16 protein-coding genes are annotated in these 16623 nt (G+C 45.1%); 2 read left to right on the top strand and 14 right to left on the bottom strand.

Annotated elements, in window-relative coordinates; translation table 11 throughout:
* Positions 1–26: 26 nt before the first annotated feature.
* The 13 genes from OO774_RS05300 to yceD form a co-directional block, all read right to left on the bottom strand.
* Entirely contained in the window at positions 27–794 is a 768-nt protein-coding gene (locus tag OO774_RS05300; RefSeq protein WP_065297079.1) for a YchF/TatD family DNA exonuclease, read from the bottom strand.
* Complete coding sequence (locus OO774_RS05295; protein ID WP_264905306.1) at positions 785–1747, bottom strand: DNA polymerase III subunit delta'; 963 nt, start codon at positions 1745–1747, stop codon at positions 785–787. The genes OO774_RS05300 and OO774_RS05295 overlap by 10 nt, the downstream gene beginning before the upstream one ends.
* A gap of 25 nt (positions 1748–1772) precedes the next feature.
* Positions 1773–2405 (bottom strand): dTMP kinase, encoded by a 633-nt coding sequence (tmk, locus tag OO774_RS05290; protein ID WP_264905304.1) that lies wholly within the window; start codon positions 2403–2405, stop codon positions 1773–1775.
* Positions 2402–3418 (bottom strand): endolytic transglycosylase MltG, encoded by a 1017-nt coding sequence (mltG, locus tag OO774_RS05285; RefSeq protein ID WP_264905303.1) that lies wholly within the window; start codon positions 3416–3418, stop codon positions 2402–2404. The genes tmk and mltG overlap by 4 nt, the downstream gene beginning before the upstream one ends.
* On the bottom strand, positions 3415–4230 hold the full coding sequence (gene pabC, locus OO774_RS05280; RefSeq protein ID WP_264905301.1) for an aminodeoxychorismate lyase: 816 nt from the start codon (positions 4228–4230) through the stop codon (positions 3415–3417). Before pabC ends, mltG begins: the two co-directional genes overlap by 4 nt.
* Positions 4231–4373: 143 nt before the next feature.
* A complete protein-coding gene (gene fabF / locus OO774_RS05275) occupies positions 4374–5624 on the bottom strand; it encodes a beta-ketoacyl-ACP synthase II (protein ID WP_264905299.1) in 1251 nt (416 codons plus the stop codon).
* Positions 5625–5717: 93 nt separating this feature from the next.
* On the bottom strand, positions 5718–5951 hold the full coding sequence (acpP, locus tag OO774_RS05270) for an acyl carrier protein (protein ID WP_004406112.1): 234 nt from the start codon (positions 5949–5951) through the stop codon (positions 5718–5720).
* 247 nt (positions 5952–6198) lie between these two features.
* Positions 6199–6933 (bottom strand): 3-oxoacyl-ACP reductase FabG, encoded by a 735-nt coding sequence (gene fabG / locus OO774_RS05265; RefSeq protein ID WP_065297672.1) that lies wholly within the window; start codon positions 6931–6933, stop codon positions 6199–6201.
* A gap of 41 nt (positions 6934–6974) precedes the next feature.
* Positions 6975–7898: an ACP S-malonyltransferase gene (fabD, locus tag OO774_RS05260; protein WP_264905297.1), complete on the bottom strand. Its 924-nt coding sequence runs from the start codon at positions 7896–7898 to the stop codon at positions 6975–6977.
* A gap of 76 nt (positions 7899–7974) precedes the next feature.
* Positions 7975–8925: a beta-ketoacyl-ACP synthase III gene (locus tag OO774_RS05255; RefSeq protein ID WP_264905295.1), complete on the bottom strand. Its 951-nt coding sequence runs from the start codon at positions 8923–8925 to the stop codon at positions 7975–7977.
* 5 nt (positions 8926–8930) lie between these two features.
* Entirely contained in the window at positions 8931–9956 is a 1026-nt protein-coding gene (gene plsX / locus OO774_RS05250; RefSeq protein ID WP_264905294.1) for a phosphate acyltransferase PlsX, read from the bottom strand.
* Positions 9957–9966: 10 nt separating this feature from the next.
* Entirely contained in the window at positions 9967–10137 is a 171-nt protein-coding gene (gene rpmF, locus OO774_RS05245; protein ID WP_004414666.1) for a 50S ribosomal protein L32, read from the bottom strand.
* A 56-nt stretch (positions 10138–10193) separates the two neighbouring features.
* The gene (gene yceD / locus OO774_RS05240; RefSeq protein WP_264905292.1) at positions 10194–10718 is read right to left on the bottom strand and encodes a 23S rRNA accumulation protein YceD; all 525 of its coding nucleotides are present in this window, start codon (positions 10716–10718) and stop codon (positions 10194–10196) included.
* A 149-nt stretch (positions 10719–10867) separates the two neighbouring features.
* Here yceD and OO774_RS05235 point away from each other — a divergent pair, with 149 nt between their 5' ends.
* Complete coding sequence (locus OO774_RS05235) at positions 10868–11449, top strand: nucleoside triphosphate pyrophosphatase (RefSeq protein WP_264905290.1); 582 nt, start codon at positions 10868–10870, stop codon at positions 11447–11449.
* A gap of 213 nt (positions 11450–11662) precedes the next feature.
* On the opposite strand, the gene rluC is transcribed toward OO774_RS05235, so the two are convergent.
* Complete coding sequence (gene rluC / locus OO774_RS05230; protein ID WP_176291947.1) at positions 11663–12607, bottom strand: 23S rRNA pseudouridine(955/2504/2580) synthase RluC; 945 nt, start codon at positions 12605–12607, stop codon at positions 11663–11665.
* Positions 12608–13247: 640 nt separating this feature from the next.
* Between rluC and rne the strand changes: the two genes are divergently transcribed.
* Positions 13248–16325, top strand: coding sequence for a ribonuclease E (rne, locus tag OO774_RS05225; protein ID WP_264905287.1), 3078 nt, complete (start codon positions 13248–13250; stop codon positions 16323–16325).
* Positions 16326–16623: the final 298 nt, after the last annotated feature.

Genomic DNA, 16623 nt, shown 5'->3' with positions numbered 1-16623 from the left:
CCCCTTTTTTATCAAAATCTTTATGTCTATCGTAAAAAAAGATTTCTGAAGTTTTCGGTAGTTTTTTGTGCAACCTCTGAAAGAGAAGCCCCTTTAAGCTGCGCGATGTACGCCGCTACTTCGACGACATAAGCAGGCTGATTCTCTTTGCCTCGATGAGGAACTGGTGCTAAATAAGGTGAGTCGGTTTCAATAAGTAGCTTGTCCAAAGGAAGTGTCTTCACCACTTCTTTGAGTTCCGTAGCTTGACGGAAAGTTACGATCCCTGAAATAGAAATGTAAAAGCCTAAGTCCAACGCGGCCTCAGCAAAAGCGAGATCTTCCGTAAAGCAGTGAATAACTCCACCACACTTCTCTGCCCCACCGTTGCGCAGAATATCTAATGTATCAGCGCGAGCGTTTCTCGTATGGATAATCAGTGGCTTATTAAGTTCAACCGCAAGTTCAACATGCTGCTCAAAACGTTCTTTTTGTAACGCCGCAGTTTCTGGCTTGTAATGATAGTCCAAACCCGTTTCACCAATCGCCACTACCTTATTGTGTGAAGCGTGCTGATGAAGTGTATCCAGAGAAAATGCACTTTCTACATCCAGAGGATGAACGCCGCAAGAAGCGTAAACATTCTCGTATGGCGTAATCATTTCCAACATGTTAGGAAACGAGTCCAGAGTTACCCCTACAGAGAGTAACTCTGTCACATTAGCCTGTTTGGCTTTGTTAATAACGTCTTCCACGCTAGTGTGGAGATCGTCGTAATTCAGTTTGTCCAAATGACAATGCGAATCTACGAACATAATGCCTCTCGTGATTCAATTAACCAATTCATAGATAATAGCTCAACGTTTAAGCCCGGAAATGCTTGCAGTTGAGCCTTGAGTTCCATCAGCTTGTTAGCTGATGAATATAAACCGTTGTAGTTTGTATGCTGAAGCTGATGAGCTCCCGGTAAAAGATCGCCTTCGGAAACACCAAATTGAAGCTTTTGAACATCTGTGAGCAAATACCAGGCCCAGTTTATCGCGTTGTCAGGGTTCTTCGCCATGTAAGACGCGCATCGTGATAAGTCTGCCACAACGGATGTCATCGCTTCTATGAAGTCGTGTTCGAATGTCAAATACTCATCCAATTCACCACTACTTTTTGCCGCTAGCGTTTTTATTGGTGACCCCATATTAAGCTTCAAGGCATAAGCGGGGAGCTCGGATGCTCCGTTTTCTCTTAACCACTTCATGGCTTGCTCAGTCGACGGTGGGGTAACAACCCAATGCTGACAGCGGCTACGTATCGTCGGGAGTAAGCGCTCTTGATTATGTGTGACAAGCAAGAACAAACACTTCTCGCCCGGCTCTTCAAGCGTCTTTAACAACGCATTAGACGCCGACTCATTCATCATGTCCGCTGGTTCAATAACAAATAAACGATAACCGTTGAGTTGTGATGACTCATGCGCAAGGCGATTACAAGCACGGATCTGATCAACCGTTATTGCTTTGCCTTCTTTCTCTGGTTTAACCCAGTGCAAGTCTGGATGACTTTGCGATTGAACGAGCTGACAGCTATGGCAAAAGCCACAAGCTTCGCTGTTGTAGTTCTGACACAGAAGTGCGTGGCTAAAGCGCTCAACGAGTTGTTCAACGGCCAAACCTGGCGCACTTTGAATTAACAAAGCGCCGGGAATTCGGTCTGAGTCTAAACCCGCTTTTAGGTTGTCCCAAATAGGATTGAGCCATGGGAAATCATTAAACATGAGTCATTTAAATCCTCGTTCGCGCTTATTGATGCGATAACCACTCATTCAGCGCCTCTTGAATATCATGAGACACTGTCTCAATCGACTGCTCAGCATTGATCACCACAACTGATGGATCACTATTGGCAATATCCAAGTAACGTTCACGTGTACGCTCAAAGAAGCTGATGTCCATCTTCTCGATACGATCAAGCTCACCGCGACCACGAGCACGTTCCAGACCAACTCGAGGATCAATATCCATATAAAGCGTCAGAGCTGGTTTGAAATCACCAAGAGTCGTGTCACGAAGGTTTTTCATAAGTGACGCATCGATCTGACGACCACCACCCTGATAAGCCTGAGAAGACATATCATGACGGTCACCCACGACCCACTGCCCATTAGCTAGAGCTGGCTTGATGACGTTCTCTACAAGCTGAACACGTGCCGCGTAAAGTAGCAGCAATTCCGTCATATCCTGAAGCTCTTCACCCTCGTGTTCTTCTTTGACTAGCGCGCGCATCTTCTCTGCGAGCGGTGTACCACCGGGTTCACGAGTATTGACAATATTTTCGATACCCGCAGTTTTAAGAGTATCTAACACAGTTTGAATCGCAGTACTTTTCCCTGCGCCTTCCAGGCCCTCTATGACAATAAAATTCGCTTTCATCATTTATTCTTTCTTAGTTCTCTTAAATAGGCTCTTACGGCACGATTATGCTCGGCAAGGGATTTGCTGAACACATGTCCGCCCTTCCCGCTTGCGACAAAGTATAAGTAGGCGCTCTCTTCAGGGTTCAACGCCGCAACGATTGACGCTTCTCCTGCCATGGCAATTGGCGTTGGTGGCAACCCACTAATGACATACGTATTGTATGGTGTAGGCGTGCGCAGATCTTTTTTACGAATATTGCCGTCATACTCATCACCCATTCCGTAAATCACTGTCGGATCCGTTTGCAAACGCATACGCTTGTTCAAACGGTTAACAAACACTGATGCGACTCGTTCACGCTCTGAATCAATCGCGGTCTCTTTTTCGATGATAGAAGCCAAAATCAAAGCTTGGTATTTATCTTCAAGAGGCAGTTTTTCCTGACGTGACGCCCATTGAGCATCAAGTATGCTAATTAATTTCTGATGCGCACGCTTTAGTAGTTGGCTTTCTGTGGTACCAGCAGTGTAATGGTATGTTTCTGCCAGGAAGAGCCCTTCTAGCTTTTCACGTTCTATATCCAACTTAGCCGCCATCTCCTTTTCAGACAGCGCTGTCAAATCATGGTTTACGTAAGGCGCTTCTTTTAGCAAGTCCACCCATTCAGAAAAGCGACTGCCTTCAACAAAAGTAATCGCGAACTGATATTCTTTGCCTGTGTTGAGGTGCTCTAACGCTTGATAAAGCGACATCTTGGGCTGGAGTTGATATGTCCCTGCCCTAACTTGTAACAGTTCCGGATAAAGACGCGGAATAAAACGAGTATAATCAGAAGACTCGATAACTTCTGCTTTCACCAAGTCACGTATTATTTGGTTAAAGCTTGTACCATTTTCTACCGTAAATAGCTGAGGTTGCTCAAGTAGAATTGGCTTATTCACGTATTGCTTCGCCTGTGAAACAACGTAAAAAACACCTGCTGCACCAATCAAAGCAATCAGTACAACAACAGCCAATAGTTTTTTAATCACGGAGTTAACTTCCCTTGCAGTCGTTGAGTCAGTTTTCCAATCGGAAATACGTTTTTCTTATTTTGTGTTGTAATGCTCGTTACAGGAGCCACACCTAATAATGAGTTACACATCCAGACTTCGTCGGCATTGAGTACATCGGGAAGATAAAAGGCGTCTACCTTCACATTGATGCTATTCGCCGAGCAAAATTCAAGCACCTTGCGACGCATGACACCGGCAACACCAGACAAACTTAAATCAGGCGTATAAACATTATTATCTTTAACCCAAAAAAGGTTGGCCATTGTAGTTTCAATGACATGATTTTGCACATTTAACGTTACTGCATCGGCAAACTCGGTCCCGTCAATTTCAGATTTCGCAAGCACCTGTTCTAAGCGGTTATTATGCTTGTGACCAGCAAGTAACGGCTGAATACCTAAGCGAGTTTCACACACACCAAGACTCACACCATTTGATTGCCAGGCAGCGTAATGACTGGGGAAAGGAAAATTAGAAATGGTCACGGTTGGCCCTTCAATGCCACTTGGGCTATATCCCCTTCCGCCGGTACCACGGCTGATATGGATTTTCACACCCGCATCATCATCTGACAAAGCCGCATTAATGGTCCATTCAAAAACGAGTTGCCAATTTGGAAAAGGAATGCGTAACGCTTTGAGACAGGCTTCCATCCTTGCAACATGCTCAGGCCAATACACCAACTCTCCCTTCTTAGTCAGGATTGTCGAGAAGCACCCATCACCATATTGAAAGGAACGATCGCTCAATGAGACATGTGTTTGTGGAATTCCATTTACCCAAAACATTCGGCTACCTTAAAAATTGTGGCTATCAAATAAAACAAAACGGCTCAATGCTAAGCATCGAGCCGTTAGAATACAAGTTCCACTTATCTAAATACGGTTAGACAGTGTTACTCTGAGAATAAATGTTACTCAGCAAACAAGAGTTACTCAGCGAACTTTTTGAATACCAAAGAACCGTTTGTGCCACCGAAGCCAAACGAGTTACAGATTGCGTATTCCATACCTTCAACTTTGCGCGCAGTATGCGGTACAAGGTCAATATCCAGGCCTTCTTCTGGATCATCAAGGTTTATCGTTGGCGGAACAATTTGATCCACCAAAGACAGTACCGTGATGATTGCTTCTACAGAGCCAGCAGCACCTAATAGGTGACCAGTCATAGACTTCGTTGAAGAAACGAGAACTTGCTTCGCACCCTCTTCACCAAGAGCACGTTTCACGCCCTTGATTTCAGCCACATCACCAGCAGGTGTCGAAGTACCATGTGCGTTTACGTAACCCACTTGTGTACCTTCGATTTTAGCATCACGCATTGCAGCTTCCATCGCCAATGCACCACCTGAACCATCTTCACTTGGAGAGGTCATGTGGTAAGCGTCGCCAGACATACCAAACCCAACGAGCTCAGCATAGATCTTAGCACCACGAGCTTTCGCATGTTCGTACTCTTCAAGTACCATGATGCCAGCACCGTCACCCAGAACGAAACCGTCACGGCCTTTGTCCCAAGGACGAGAAGCTTTCTGTGGTTCATCGTTACGAGTAGATAACGCTTTAGCGGCACCAAAGCCTGCCATACCTAACGGTGTTGACGCTTTTTCAGAACCACCAGCAACCATAGCATCAGCATCGCCATAAGCGATCATACGAGCTGCATGGCCGATGTTATGTAGACCAGTAGTACATGCCGTAGAGATCGCGATGTTTGGACCACGAAGACCACGCATGATAGATAGGTTACCTGCAACCATGTTTACGATGGTCGAAGGAACAAAAAATGGGCTAACTTTGCGAGGGCCTTTGTCTACTAACGCAGTGTGACCTGATTCAATCAGTTCCAGACCACCAATACCTGAGCCGATGGCAACACCAACTCGAGCCGCGTTTTCTTCGGTAATTTGTAAGCCAGAGTCATCAATTGCTTGCATACCTGCTGCGACGCCGTACTGGATAAACAAATCCATTTTACGAGCATCTTTCTTAGACATGTACTCTGTGCAATCGAAATCTTTCACAAGACCTGCAAAACGAGTTGAGAAATTCGTAGCATCAAAGTGCTCGATATTCACAATACCACTTTGACCTTCTAGCAGGGCTTTCCAAGATGATTCTACTGTGTTGCCTACCGGTGACAACATACCCATGCCAGTGACAACTACACGACGCTTGGACACGATATAATTCTCCGGGAATTGAATATTTCTATGAGAGGATAGAAGAAGTTAGAAAGAACACAGGCGGTCTAGGAGACCGCCTGGGAGAGATAATTACTGAGCGCTGTTTACGTAGTCGATTGCAGCTTGAACAGTAGTGATCTTCTCAGCTTCTTCGTCAGGAATCTCAGTGTCGAATTCCTCTTCTAGAGCCATAACTAGTTCTACAGTGTCTAGAGAATCAGCACCTAGATCGTCAACGAAAGAAGCTTCGTTTTTAACTTCTGCTTCGTCTACACCTAGCTGTTCAACAATGATTTTCTTTACGCGTTCTTCGATGTTGCTCATTTTTTCTTTTCCTTTACAGATTTCGCCTAATGCGATGATTCCGTAGTTTATTCGAACTATTGAAAGTTGCAAGGGGGTCCTTGCTGGTCAAACCACAAAATTAGCGAATTTAACCGAATTTCAATACATTTTTGACTTAAATCATGCACAAATCTTGCGCATAAGCATGACAAGTTCATGACAGTAAAGTGCAACTATAAGCTATTCTTCACAATGTAAAATAGCTTATTTTGCCGAAACTGTCGTATTAAACCATGTACATGCCACCATTTACATGCAAAGTTTCACCAGTAATGTACGCTGCTTCAGGTGAAGCAAGGAAAGCTACTGCTGATGCAATTTCGCGAGGATCACCCAAACGACCTGCAGGAACGTTAGACAAAGTTGCCGCACGTTGCTCGTCATTTAATGCCTTAGTCATGTCAGTTTCGATGAAACCTGGAGCAACAGTGTTTACTGTAACACCACGAGAAGCAACTTCACGAGCCATCGATTTAGTGAAACCGATCACACCTGCTTTTGCAGCTGCGTAGTTAGCTTGGCCTGCATTACCCATAGTACCCACTACAGAGCCTACGTTGATGATACGACCTGCACGCTTTTTCATCATGCCACGCAATACCGCTTTAGACATACGGAAAATTGGTGTCAGGTTAGTATCGATGATGTCATTCCACTCATCATCTTTCATACGCATTAGTAGGTTATCACGAGTGATGCCTGCGTTGTTTACTAGAATATCGATCACACCAAACTCATCATTGATGGTTTTTAGTGTCGCTTCGATAGACTCAACGTCAGTAACGTTAAGTGTCAAACCTTTGCCGTTTTCGCCCAGGTATTCGCTAATAGCAGCCGCGCCACTTTCAGACGTCGCAGTACCAATAACTGTTGCACCACGTTCAACAAGAAGTTCAGCAATCGCACGGCCAATGCCACGGCTTGCGCCAGTCACTAGAGCGATCTTACCTTCTAGATTCATCATGTTGTGTTTTCCTTTTGTTATCGTGTCTTAACGCTAAATTATTTAGCCGCTTCTAACGACGCTACGTCGTTAACCGCCGCTGCACTTAGTGTCTTCACGATACGTTTTGTCAGACCTGTCAACACTTTGCCAGGACCAAGCTCAAGAAGATTTTCTACGCCTTGCTCACTCATCAGCTGTACGCTCTCAGTCCAACGAACTGGGCTATGTAGCTGGCGAACAAGCGCGTCTTTAATTTTTGCCGGATCCGTTTCAGCAGCCACATCAACGTTGTTGATCACTGGAAGCTGTGGCGCATTAAACTCTATAGACTCTAGAGCAACAGCCAGTTTTTCTGCCGCAGGTTTCATCAGAGCACAGTGAGAAGGCACTGAAACAGGAAGAGGAAGCGCACGCTTAGCACCTGCTTCTTTACATAGTGCACCAGCGCGCTCTACTGCGTCTTTACTACCAGCGATAACAACTTGACCAGGAGAGTTGAAGTTTACCGGAGATACCACTTCGCCTTGCGCTGCTTCTTCACAGGCTTTTGCGATAGATTCATCATCTAGGCCAATGATTGCGTACATTGCGCCAGTGCCTGCAGGTACAGCTTCTTGCATTAACTGACCACGAAGCTCAACCAGTTTGATTGCTTGTTTAAAATCAATCACACCTGCACATACTAGTGCTGAATACTCACCCAAGCTGTGGCCTGCTAGATTTGCAGGTTGCTCAAGACCAAGTTCTTGCCATACACGCCAAATAGCCACAGACGACGCTAACAATGCAGGCTGTGTACGGAACGTTTGATTGAGGTCTTCAGCAGGGCCATTTTGAACAAGCGCCCATAGATCGTAACCTAGTGCGTCAGATGCTTCTGCAAATGTTTGTTTTACTACGTCATATTGTTCGCCAAGCTCAGCCAGCATACCTACTGCTTGAGAACCTTGGCCTGGAAATACGATAGCAAACTTGCTCATGTTGTTTTCCTTTAAGCAATGTAAAAAGAAATAAGATGCACTTAAGTGCACCTTAAATTTTGAATTCTCGTGAAACTTAGAACTTCACCAGAGCAGAGCCCCAAGTGAAACCGCCACCAAATGCCTCTAATAGCAAAGTTTGTCCACGCTTGATACGTCCATCGCGCACCGCTTCATCCAACGCTGTCGGAACGGTCGCTGCCGATGTATTGCCATGCTTGTCTAAGGTCAATACAACTTGATCCAGAGACATTGATAGCTTCTTAGCTGTCGCTGAGATAATTCGGTAGTTCGCTTGGTGCGGTACTAGCCAGTCTAGCTCAGACTTGTGCATGTTGTTGGCTTCCAGTGTGTCTTTAACCAATTTAGACAGCTGGGTTACAGCAACTTTGAATACTTCGTTGCCAGCCATGTGCAGCCATTTGTCAGCATCTTGGCCACGCACTGGCACTGGTAAGCTCAATAGTTCGCCGAATTGACCATCCGAGTAAATGTGGGTAGAGATGATGCCAGGTTCTTCACTTGCACCAACAACAACCGCACCGGCTCCGTCGCCAAACAGAATAATGGTCGAACGGTCAGTTGGATCACATGTTTTCGACAATGCGTCTGCACCAATAACCAGTACGTTTTTACACATACCTGTTTTGATGTGCTGGTCAGCTACAGATAGAGCATAAACAAAGCCAGAACAAGCAGCGGCTAAGTCAAAAGCCGGACAACCTTTAATGCCAAGCTTTCCCTGCACCTGACACGCAGATGAAGGGAAAGTATGGCTACTGCTGGTAGTAGCTACAATGATAAGATCGATGTCGTTCTTATCTATACCTGCCATATCGATAGCGTTTTCAGCTGCGTAGAATGCCATGTCAGCAACAGTTTCATCTTCTGCTGCGATTCGACGCTCTTTAATACCCGTGCGAGCAACAATCCACTCGTCACTTGTATCTACCATTTTCTCTAGATCTGCGTTAGTACGCACCTGAGATGGCAGGTAGCTGCCAGTACCTAAAATTTTGCTATACATGAAGACTAATAATGCCTCTCGAGTAAAACCGCTTCCAAACGATCGCTAATACGGCTTGGTACTTGTCGTTTGACCTCGTGTACTGCCTCTCCAAGTGCATTGACAATTGCAGATACATCAGCACTTCCATGGCTTTTAATGACAATGCCGCGCAATCCTAGCAAACTTGCGCCGTTATACTGGTCGGGGTTCAGTGTTTTTAGTTCATTAAATAGCCGAGAAAACAACTTTCTAGCAATCCAACCCTTTAACGTAGACGCCATTATACTGGTTTTAATTTTTTCGATAAAAAGTTGTGCTGTTCCCTCGCTGGCCTTTAAGCATACGTTACCGACGAATCCATCACAAACGATGACATCCGCAACATCATGCAATATTTGATTACCTTCAATATAACCAACAAAATTAATTGCGTCGGTTTGAGAAAGCATTTCTGCGCAGCGCTTAACGAGATCATTCCCTTTTATCTCTTCTGCACCGATATTGAGAACCGCCACACGAGCGGGACGACCCAAATGCTGTTCAGCCAACGCACTGCCCATCACGGCAAATTGAAACAAGCTATCTGCATCACAAGAGACATTTGCGCCAAGATCCAGCATCCAGTTACGTTTTCCGCTGATGGTCGGTAAAGCAGAGACTAAAGCAGGGCGATCAATACCAGGAAGCAATTTGAGTATAAAACGTGACAGTGCCATCAATGCGCCAGTATTACCGCCGCTGACACAAGCGTCTGCTTTTTGCTCGGAAACAAGGTCAATGGCTTTACGCATCGAACTATTGTGGCTATTACGTAATGCTAAAGAGGGTTTTTCTGAATTAGAAATCACTTTCTCACTGTGGAGAATAGTCAAACGGGAACTGGTAGAAGTACCGAGTTGAGATAATTGAGACGTGATCAGGGATTGATCACCAATAAGAATCACTTTTAGCTCTGGGAAATGAGACAGTGCCTGCACGGCGGCAGGCACTGTTACGCGTGGACCGAAATCCCCGCCCATTGCATCAAGTGCAACGGTAATAGTTTGCAAAGGATCAACCTTACTTGTTGATAACCTTTTTGCCACGGTAGTAACCTTCAGCAGTTACATTGTGACGTAGGTGAGTTTCACCTGAAGTTGCATCTACAGAAAGTGCAGCTGTAGTTAGTGCATCGTGTGAACGACGCATACCACGCATTGAACGTGACTTCTTGCTCTTTTGTACGGCCATTGACCCTACTCCTATACTATTGGGTTCAAAGTTGAGAAAGTATCAGTAAATATCGATTACTTTTTCAAGCTTTTCAAAACGTCGAATGGATTCGGTTTCTCTTCCTCAACTTCTTCAGGAAGCTCACCAAAAACCATGTTATTTGAATCAACGCTACAATCTGCTTCATCGTGCATCGCAATTTGAGGTAATGCTAAGATGAACTCATCTTCAACCAGTTGTATAAGGTCTAATTCACCGTACTCATTTAGATCTACCAAATCATAAATTTCCGGTGCTTCCTCTTCTGTCTTCTCACCGTAGTAAGGAGTGTAAAGGAATTCAACTTCACACTGATGTGTGAATACCTCGTTACAACGCTGACATTCTAATTCGACTTCGATGTTAGCTTTACCAGAGATAACAACAAGTCGCTGTTCATCTATCTCAAATGACAATGAGACTTCTGCGTCGCGTTTTACGCCTTCAGTTGCTTCCACTAAGCGTTTGAAAAGACTAGCTTGGATGATGCCATCGTAATCCAATCGTTTCTGTGCCGCTTTCGCCGGATCAACCGTTCGCGGTATTTTTACCTTTTGCATAGGGCGCGAATCTTATCTTCCAAATTTAAATTAGTCAAAGAAAAAGGCAAAAAAGTTGCACTTTTTTACGCTTAACATACAGAGCATTAGCCAGAATCATTTTTAATCGATTATCCTATTGGAAATGCTCCTGCAAATTGTAATTCAAAATGAAAAATTACCAACTGGTTTTAGCCTCAACCTCCCCTTTTCGCCGACAACTGATGGAAAAACTCTCAGTACCGTTTATTTGCCTGTCACCTGATTGCGATGAAACACCGTTAGACGACGAAAAACCTGTAGAACTTGTGATGCGGTTAGCCGCGAATAAAGCGACGTCTTGTACAACAGATCAACCAAGCCTAATCGTCGGTAGCGATCAAGTTTGTGTGATTAACGATAAGATCGTTGGCAAGCCACTCAATCGTGAAAATGCCATCGGACAGTTACTTGCGCAAAGTGGAAACGTGATTACTTTTTATACCGGCCTTGCCGTACATAATACTGCGACTAACCATACCGAGGTTGGTTACGATACTTTCGAAGTTCACTTCCGGGATTTAACTCGTGAACAAATAGAACGATATGTAGACAGAGAAGAGCCATTTTACTGTGCAGGCAGTTTCAAAAGTGAAGGCATGGGGATTTGCTTATTTAATAAGCTGGTCGGTAAAGACCCGAATACGCTCGTTGGCCTGCCGCTCATTGACTTGATTGATATGTTGCGTGTTCAAGGGCTTGATGTCCTTTAATATAAGGACAAAAGGCTGTACTTAACGTCGTTCTCTTAGCGCGAACGACGTGTTCAAATCAATCAGTCATCCTAGACAACGACGAAGGAGCGTGATTCAGGATCTACTTTCCGATTAAGTTAGCGCTGTGGGTGCTGATGTCGGCGACGAGCTCAAAGTGAGTAGATTCCTGATGTCGCTTTGGCTCCTCGGAATGAAACGGGTACGTACAAACTATGCTTTTCTTAAACCAGCGAGCACTTTCTCTAATTTAGGTTCCATCTTCGCGTTAATTTCCATCCATTCATCATTTGAAGGATGTTGGAACTTAATATTCGCCGCATGAAGGAACAACCGATCCAAACCATATTGACCTGTGTAAGCATCAAAACGGCGGTCACCATAACGGTCATCCCAAGCGATCGGGTGCCCGGTGTACTGGGTATGGACACGAATTTGGTGTGTACGCCCGGTGATCGGGCTTGCTTGAATCAAGGTCGCCTGTTCAAACTTCTCCAAAATCTTAAAGCGTGTCTCGGATGGCTTACCGTTTGGGTTAACACGAACAATACTGTTTACTTCATTTTTCAGCAGCGGTGCGTTAACCACTTTACAACTGCTTTTCCACTGCCCCATCACCAGTGCGAAGTAAAACTTCTTCACTGTTTTAGCTCGGAACTGTGCTTGCAGATGACGAAGCGCAGAACGCTTTTTAGCCACAAGTAGGATGCCTGAAGTATCGCGGTCAATACGATGCACGAGCTCTAAAAATCGAGCGTCTGGGCGTAAGGCACGAAGTGCTTCAATGGCACCAAACTTCAAACCACTACCACCATGAACCGCGGTCCCTGAAGGTTTGTTGAGAATAAGCATATGGTCATCTTCAAAAATGATCATATCTTCAAGCTCAGCAACGCGATTAAGTTTCGTGCTCGGCGCTACGTCGTCTTCTTTCTTCTCCATAGTAACGGGAGGAATACGCACCAGATCGCCCGCTTTGAGTTTGTACTCTGCTTTAATACGCTTTTTATTAACGCGTACCTCTCCCTTTCGTACGATTCTATAAATCATACTTTTCGGAATGTCTTTTAATTGGTTGCGCAAAAAGTTATCTATGCGCTGACCCGCCATGTCTTCATCGATGTCGACAAACTGGACTTTAGTTCTTATTTCGCTCATGCGCGCTATTGTAAACGCAAATACTCGTGACTTCACATTATTCTTTCTGCAAAAGAAACACTTGCCAGTGCAGACTGGTCTGAAATCGCCCAAGCTTTTGTTTAAATTATTAAAAGTCTCTATCAAGATTCAGGTTTGTTCTGTGTCTTCATCACTTTACACGATTCAATTGTTTAGGAAACAGCCAGTTATAAATTACGAAATTTGAATTTTGTGGCAATTTTTCTATCGTTTGTACCAAAGCAGATTGCTGATAGCGACGCGCACTGCTATAGTTCACAGCTGCTAAGGAAGGTTTGGTTACATTTTATTCACTACCATTCATTACTCCTAAAGCAATGTGAGTAGAACGTTGAAAGTCAGGTGCTGCAATTGGCGTAAGACACTTCGAATTCAACACACTTGCCACCCTACTCCTCGCATATTCACGTTGAGTACCTACCGCCCAAATAGCGGGTCACAAGTCTTCGTTTCCGACAGAAACCTGAAGAGATTTGTGATAACTGAAGTGCCCCAGAGCATCCCCTTCCAGCCGGGAGGCTGCAAAATATAAGTCATGGGATCAGGCACCGTGAAAAAGCGAAAAAACAGTGGCAAGTCTACAAGAAAGATATAAAAGAAAAGACAACGAGAATTTTCAATGAAAAGAATGTTAATTAACGCAACTCAAAAAGAAGAGTTGCGTGTCGCTCTGGTTGATGGCCAGCGACTTTTCGATCTTGATATCGAGAGTCCAGGACATGAATCAAAAAAAGCGAATATCTACAAAGGACGTATCACACGTATTGAACCAAGCTTAGAAGCCGCATTTGTTGATTACGGTGCTGAGCGTCACGGTTTCCTCCCTCTCAAAGAAATTGCCCGCGAATATTTCCCAGAAGGTTACACCTACCAAGGCCGTCCAAGCATTAAAGAAGTGCTGACAGAAGGCCAGGAAGTAATTGTACAAGTGGAAAAAGAGGAACGTGGTAGCAAGGGCGCCGCTCTGACTACTTTCATTTCTCTAGCAGGTAGCTACCTTGTTCTTATGCCTAATAACCCTCGTGCTGGCGGTATCTCTCGCCGTATCGAAGGTGACGAGCGTACTCAACTAAAAGCGGCATTAAGTACATTAGAACTGCCACAAGGCATGGGTCTGATCGTGCGTACCGCAGGTGTTGGTAAGAGTGCAGAAGAACTTGAATGGGATTTGAACGTACTACTAAACCATTGGGGAGCGATCAAAGGTGCAGCAGACTCTAACCCTGCTCCATTCCTGATCCACCAGGAAAGTAACGTTATTGTTCGTGCAATCCGTGACTATTTACGTCGTGATATTGGTGAAATCCTCATCGATAGCAACACCATTTATGAGCGTGCAAAAGCGCACATTCAATTGGTTCGCCCTGATTTTATTAACCGCGTTAAGAAATACGACGGCGAAGTGCCACTGTTCAGCCACTACCAAATCGAAAGCCAGATTGAATCTGCTTTCCAGCGTGAAGTCCGCCTGCCATCTGGTGGTTCAATTGTTATCGACCCAACAGAAGCATTGACTTCTATCGATATCAACTCTGCTCGCGCAACTAAGGGCGGTGATATCGAAGAGACGGCACTGAATACTAACTTAGAAGCAGCCGATGAGATCGCTCGTCAGCTACGCCTACGTGACCTGGGTGGTCTGGTGGTTATCGACTTTATCGATATGACACCTGTTCGCCACCAGCGTGAAGTCGAAAACCGTCTGCGTGAGGCCGTTCGTTTAGACCGTGCTCGCGTACAAATTGGCCGTATCTCTCGTTTCGGTTTGTTGGAGATGTCTCGTCAACGTTTGAGCCCTTCTCTTGCAGAAGCGAGCCACCACATTTGTCCACGTTGTAGTGGTACAGGTGTTGTACGTGACAACGAATCTCTGGCACTTTCTGTTCTTCGTTTAATCGAAGAGGAAGCACTGAAAGACAATACTGCGCAAGTATTGGCTGTCGTTCCAGTACCAATCGCTTCTTACCTATTGAACGAAAAACGTCGCTCGGTTAACCATATCGAACGCATTCAAGAAGTGAAAATTACGGTTGTTCCTAACTCTGATATGGAAACACCGCACTTCGAAGTTATTCGTGTCCGTGAAGGCGAAGAGTTTGATCTGATTTCTTACCTACTTCCTAAGAAACTGGAAGCGTTGAAAGAAGCGGAAGGTAAAGAACCAGTAGAAACAGACGTTAAACCTAAGCGACTAGAAGAACCAGTACTTAAGGGCTTTGCTGCACCTTCACAATCTGCACCTGCTCCAGCTTCTAAACCAGCACCAGTGGCGAAGAAGAAGGAAAGCGAGGAAGTGAAGAAAGAAGCTTCGCCTGGTCTGTTTAGCCGTTTATTCAAAGCGCTTGGTAGCTTCTTATTCGGCGGTTCTCAAGAAGTAAAAGAAGAGCCGAAACAACAAGAAGAGAAAAAACCTAGTCGCGACAACAAGCGTAATAAGCGAGATCGCAACGATCGCCGTCGTAGTAATCAACGTGATAACCGCGACAATCGAGATAATCGAGATAACCGCGATAACCGTCGCCGTCGTAAGCCTCGCGACGAGCAAGCTACTGAGCAGAATAATACTCAGCAGCAACAAGCAACTGGCAATAAACAGCAAAACCGTAACCAGAAGCGTAAGCCTAGAGCTCAACAAGCAGAAAATGCTCAAGAGCAAAAACCGAATGCAAAAGTAGCGGAAAAAGGCCTTCAACTTGCAGCCGAAGCTCGTTCTGAAACAAAACCTGAAAGCAGCAAAGCGAAACCAAACGCTAACGCTAAAACAGAAAAAGTTAAAGAACGTCGCCAACGTCGTAAACTAAACAAATCGGTTCGCGTTAAAGATCAGCAGGCTGCTGAACAAGCTGAAGAAACACTAGTTAAAGCTACTGAGTCTGTTGAAGCACCAGCAGAGAAACCAGTAGTAGAGGCAGTAGAAACTCAGCAAGAAGGCAAGCAAGCCGAGTCAAAACAGCGTCGTAATCGTCGTTCACCGCGTCACCTTCGTGCAAGTGGTCAACGTCGTCGCCGCGGTCGCGATCGTCGCCCTAACCCATTCCGCCTGCGTAAAGGTGGTGTTGCATCTCCAGAAATGGCGATGGGTAAAGTGATGCCGCGTTACGTTCCAAAACCAGCGCCGAAGAAGGAAGAGCGAGTTAAGGAAGAAGCAGTAGCCGCTGCAGTACCGACAATGCAAGGTGGTTTCGCTTGCCCTGAAATGGCAATGGGTAAAGTGATTGTTCGTCGTGAACTGCCAGTCGTTGCAGAGCCTAAAGCTCAAGAAGCGGTTAAAGTTGAAGCGCCTGTTATTGAACCAATGGTTAGTGAACCTGCTGTTGTTGAGAAAGCACCTGCGACACCAATCGTTGAAGAAAAGGCACCAGTTGTTGAAGTAACTGAACCAGTAGCAGAAACGACAACAACAGAACAACCTGTAGAACCAGTAGTTGAAGCTGTTGCTGAAACCACTGAAACGGTAGAAGAGGTGAAAACACCAGCTCCTGCTGAAGTTCAGGAGATTGTCGTGGATGTGACCAAAGCAGTCGCTAAGCCAAACGCAAGTGCACCAATGACAAAAGCACCGGGCCCTCAAGAGCTGCGTGAAATTGAAGTTGCTGCGGCACCATTTAAAGCTGATCGCTACCAGCCAAAAGGCGCAGGTAGTCAAGTAGCGAAAAACCGAGCTTCTGCAGCGATGACTAAACCAAACTTCAACTAGTTTGAGTTAGTAATTAGCTGAAAAGCAAATAAAAAGGCTGCCAAATGGCAGCCTTTTTTATTTTCCGCCGAATCAACTTTCATTGTTCAATTTAATATCAATGATTGATCACAATTGTGGGTCAATATACGTGTCATTCTTGAACTTAATCACACTTTTCGGTAGCATTCGCCGACTAAAGTTTTCGACACCATTCTAATGCCACTCCTTTACTACTCCGATTTACACTGAGTGAGCGGATGACAAACCCACCTCTCAGTGGCTTGTGCAAATAAGAATATGTGTCGGGATAAACTCA

The sequence above is a fragment of the Vibrio sp. STUT-A11 genome (assembly GCF_026000435.1).
Lineage (GTDB): Bacteria > Pseudomonadota > Gammaproteobacteria > Enterobacterales > Vibrionaceae > Vibrio.
This window is presented reverse-complemented; position numbering and strand designations above follow the sequence as displayed.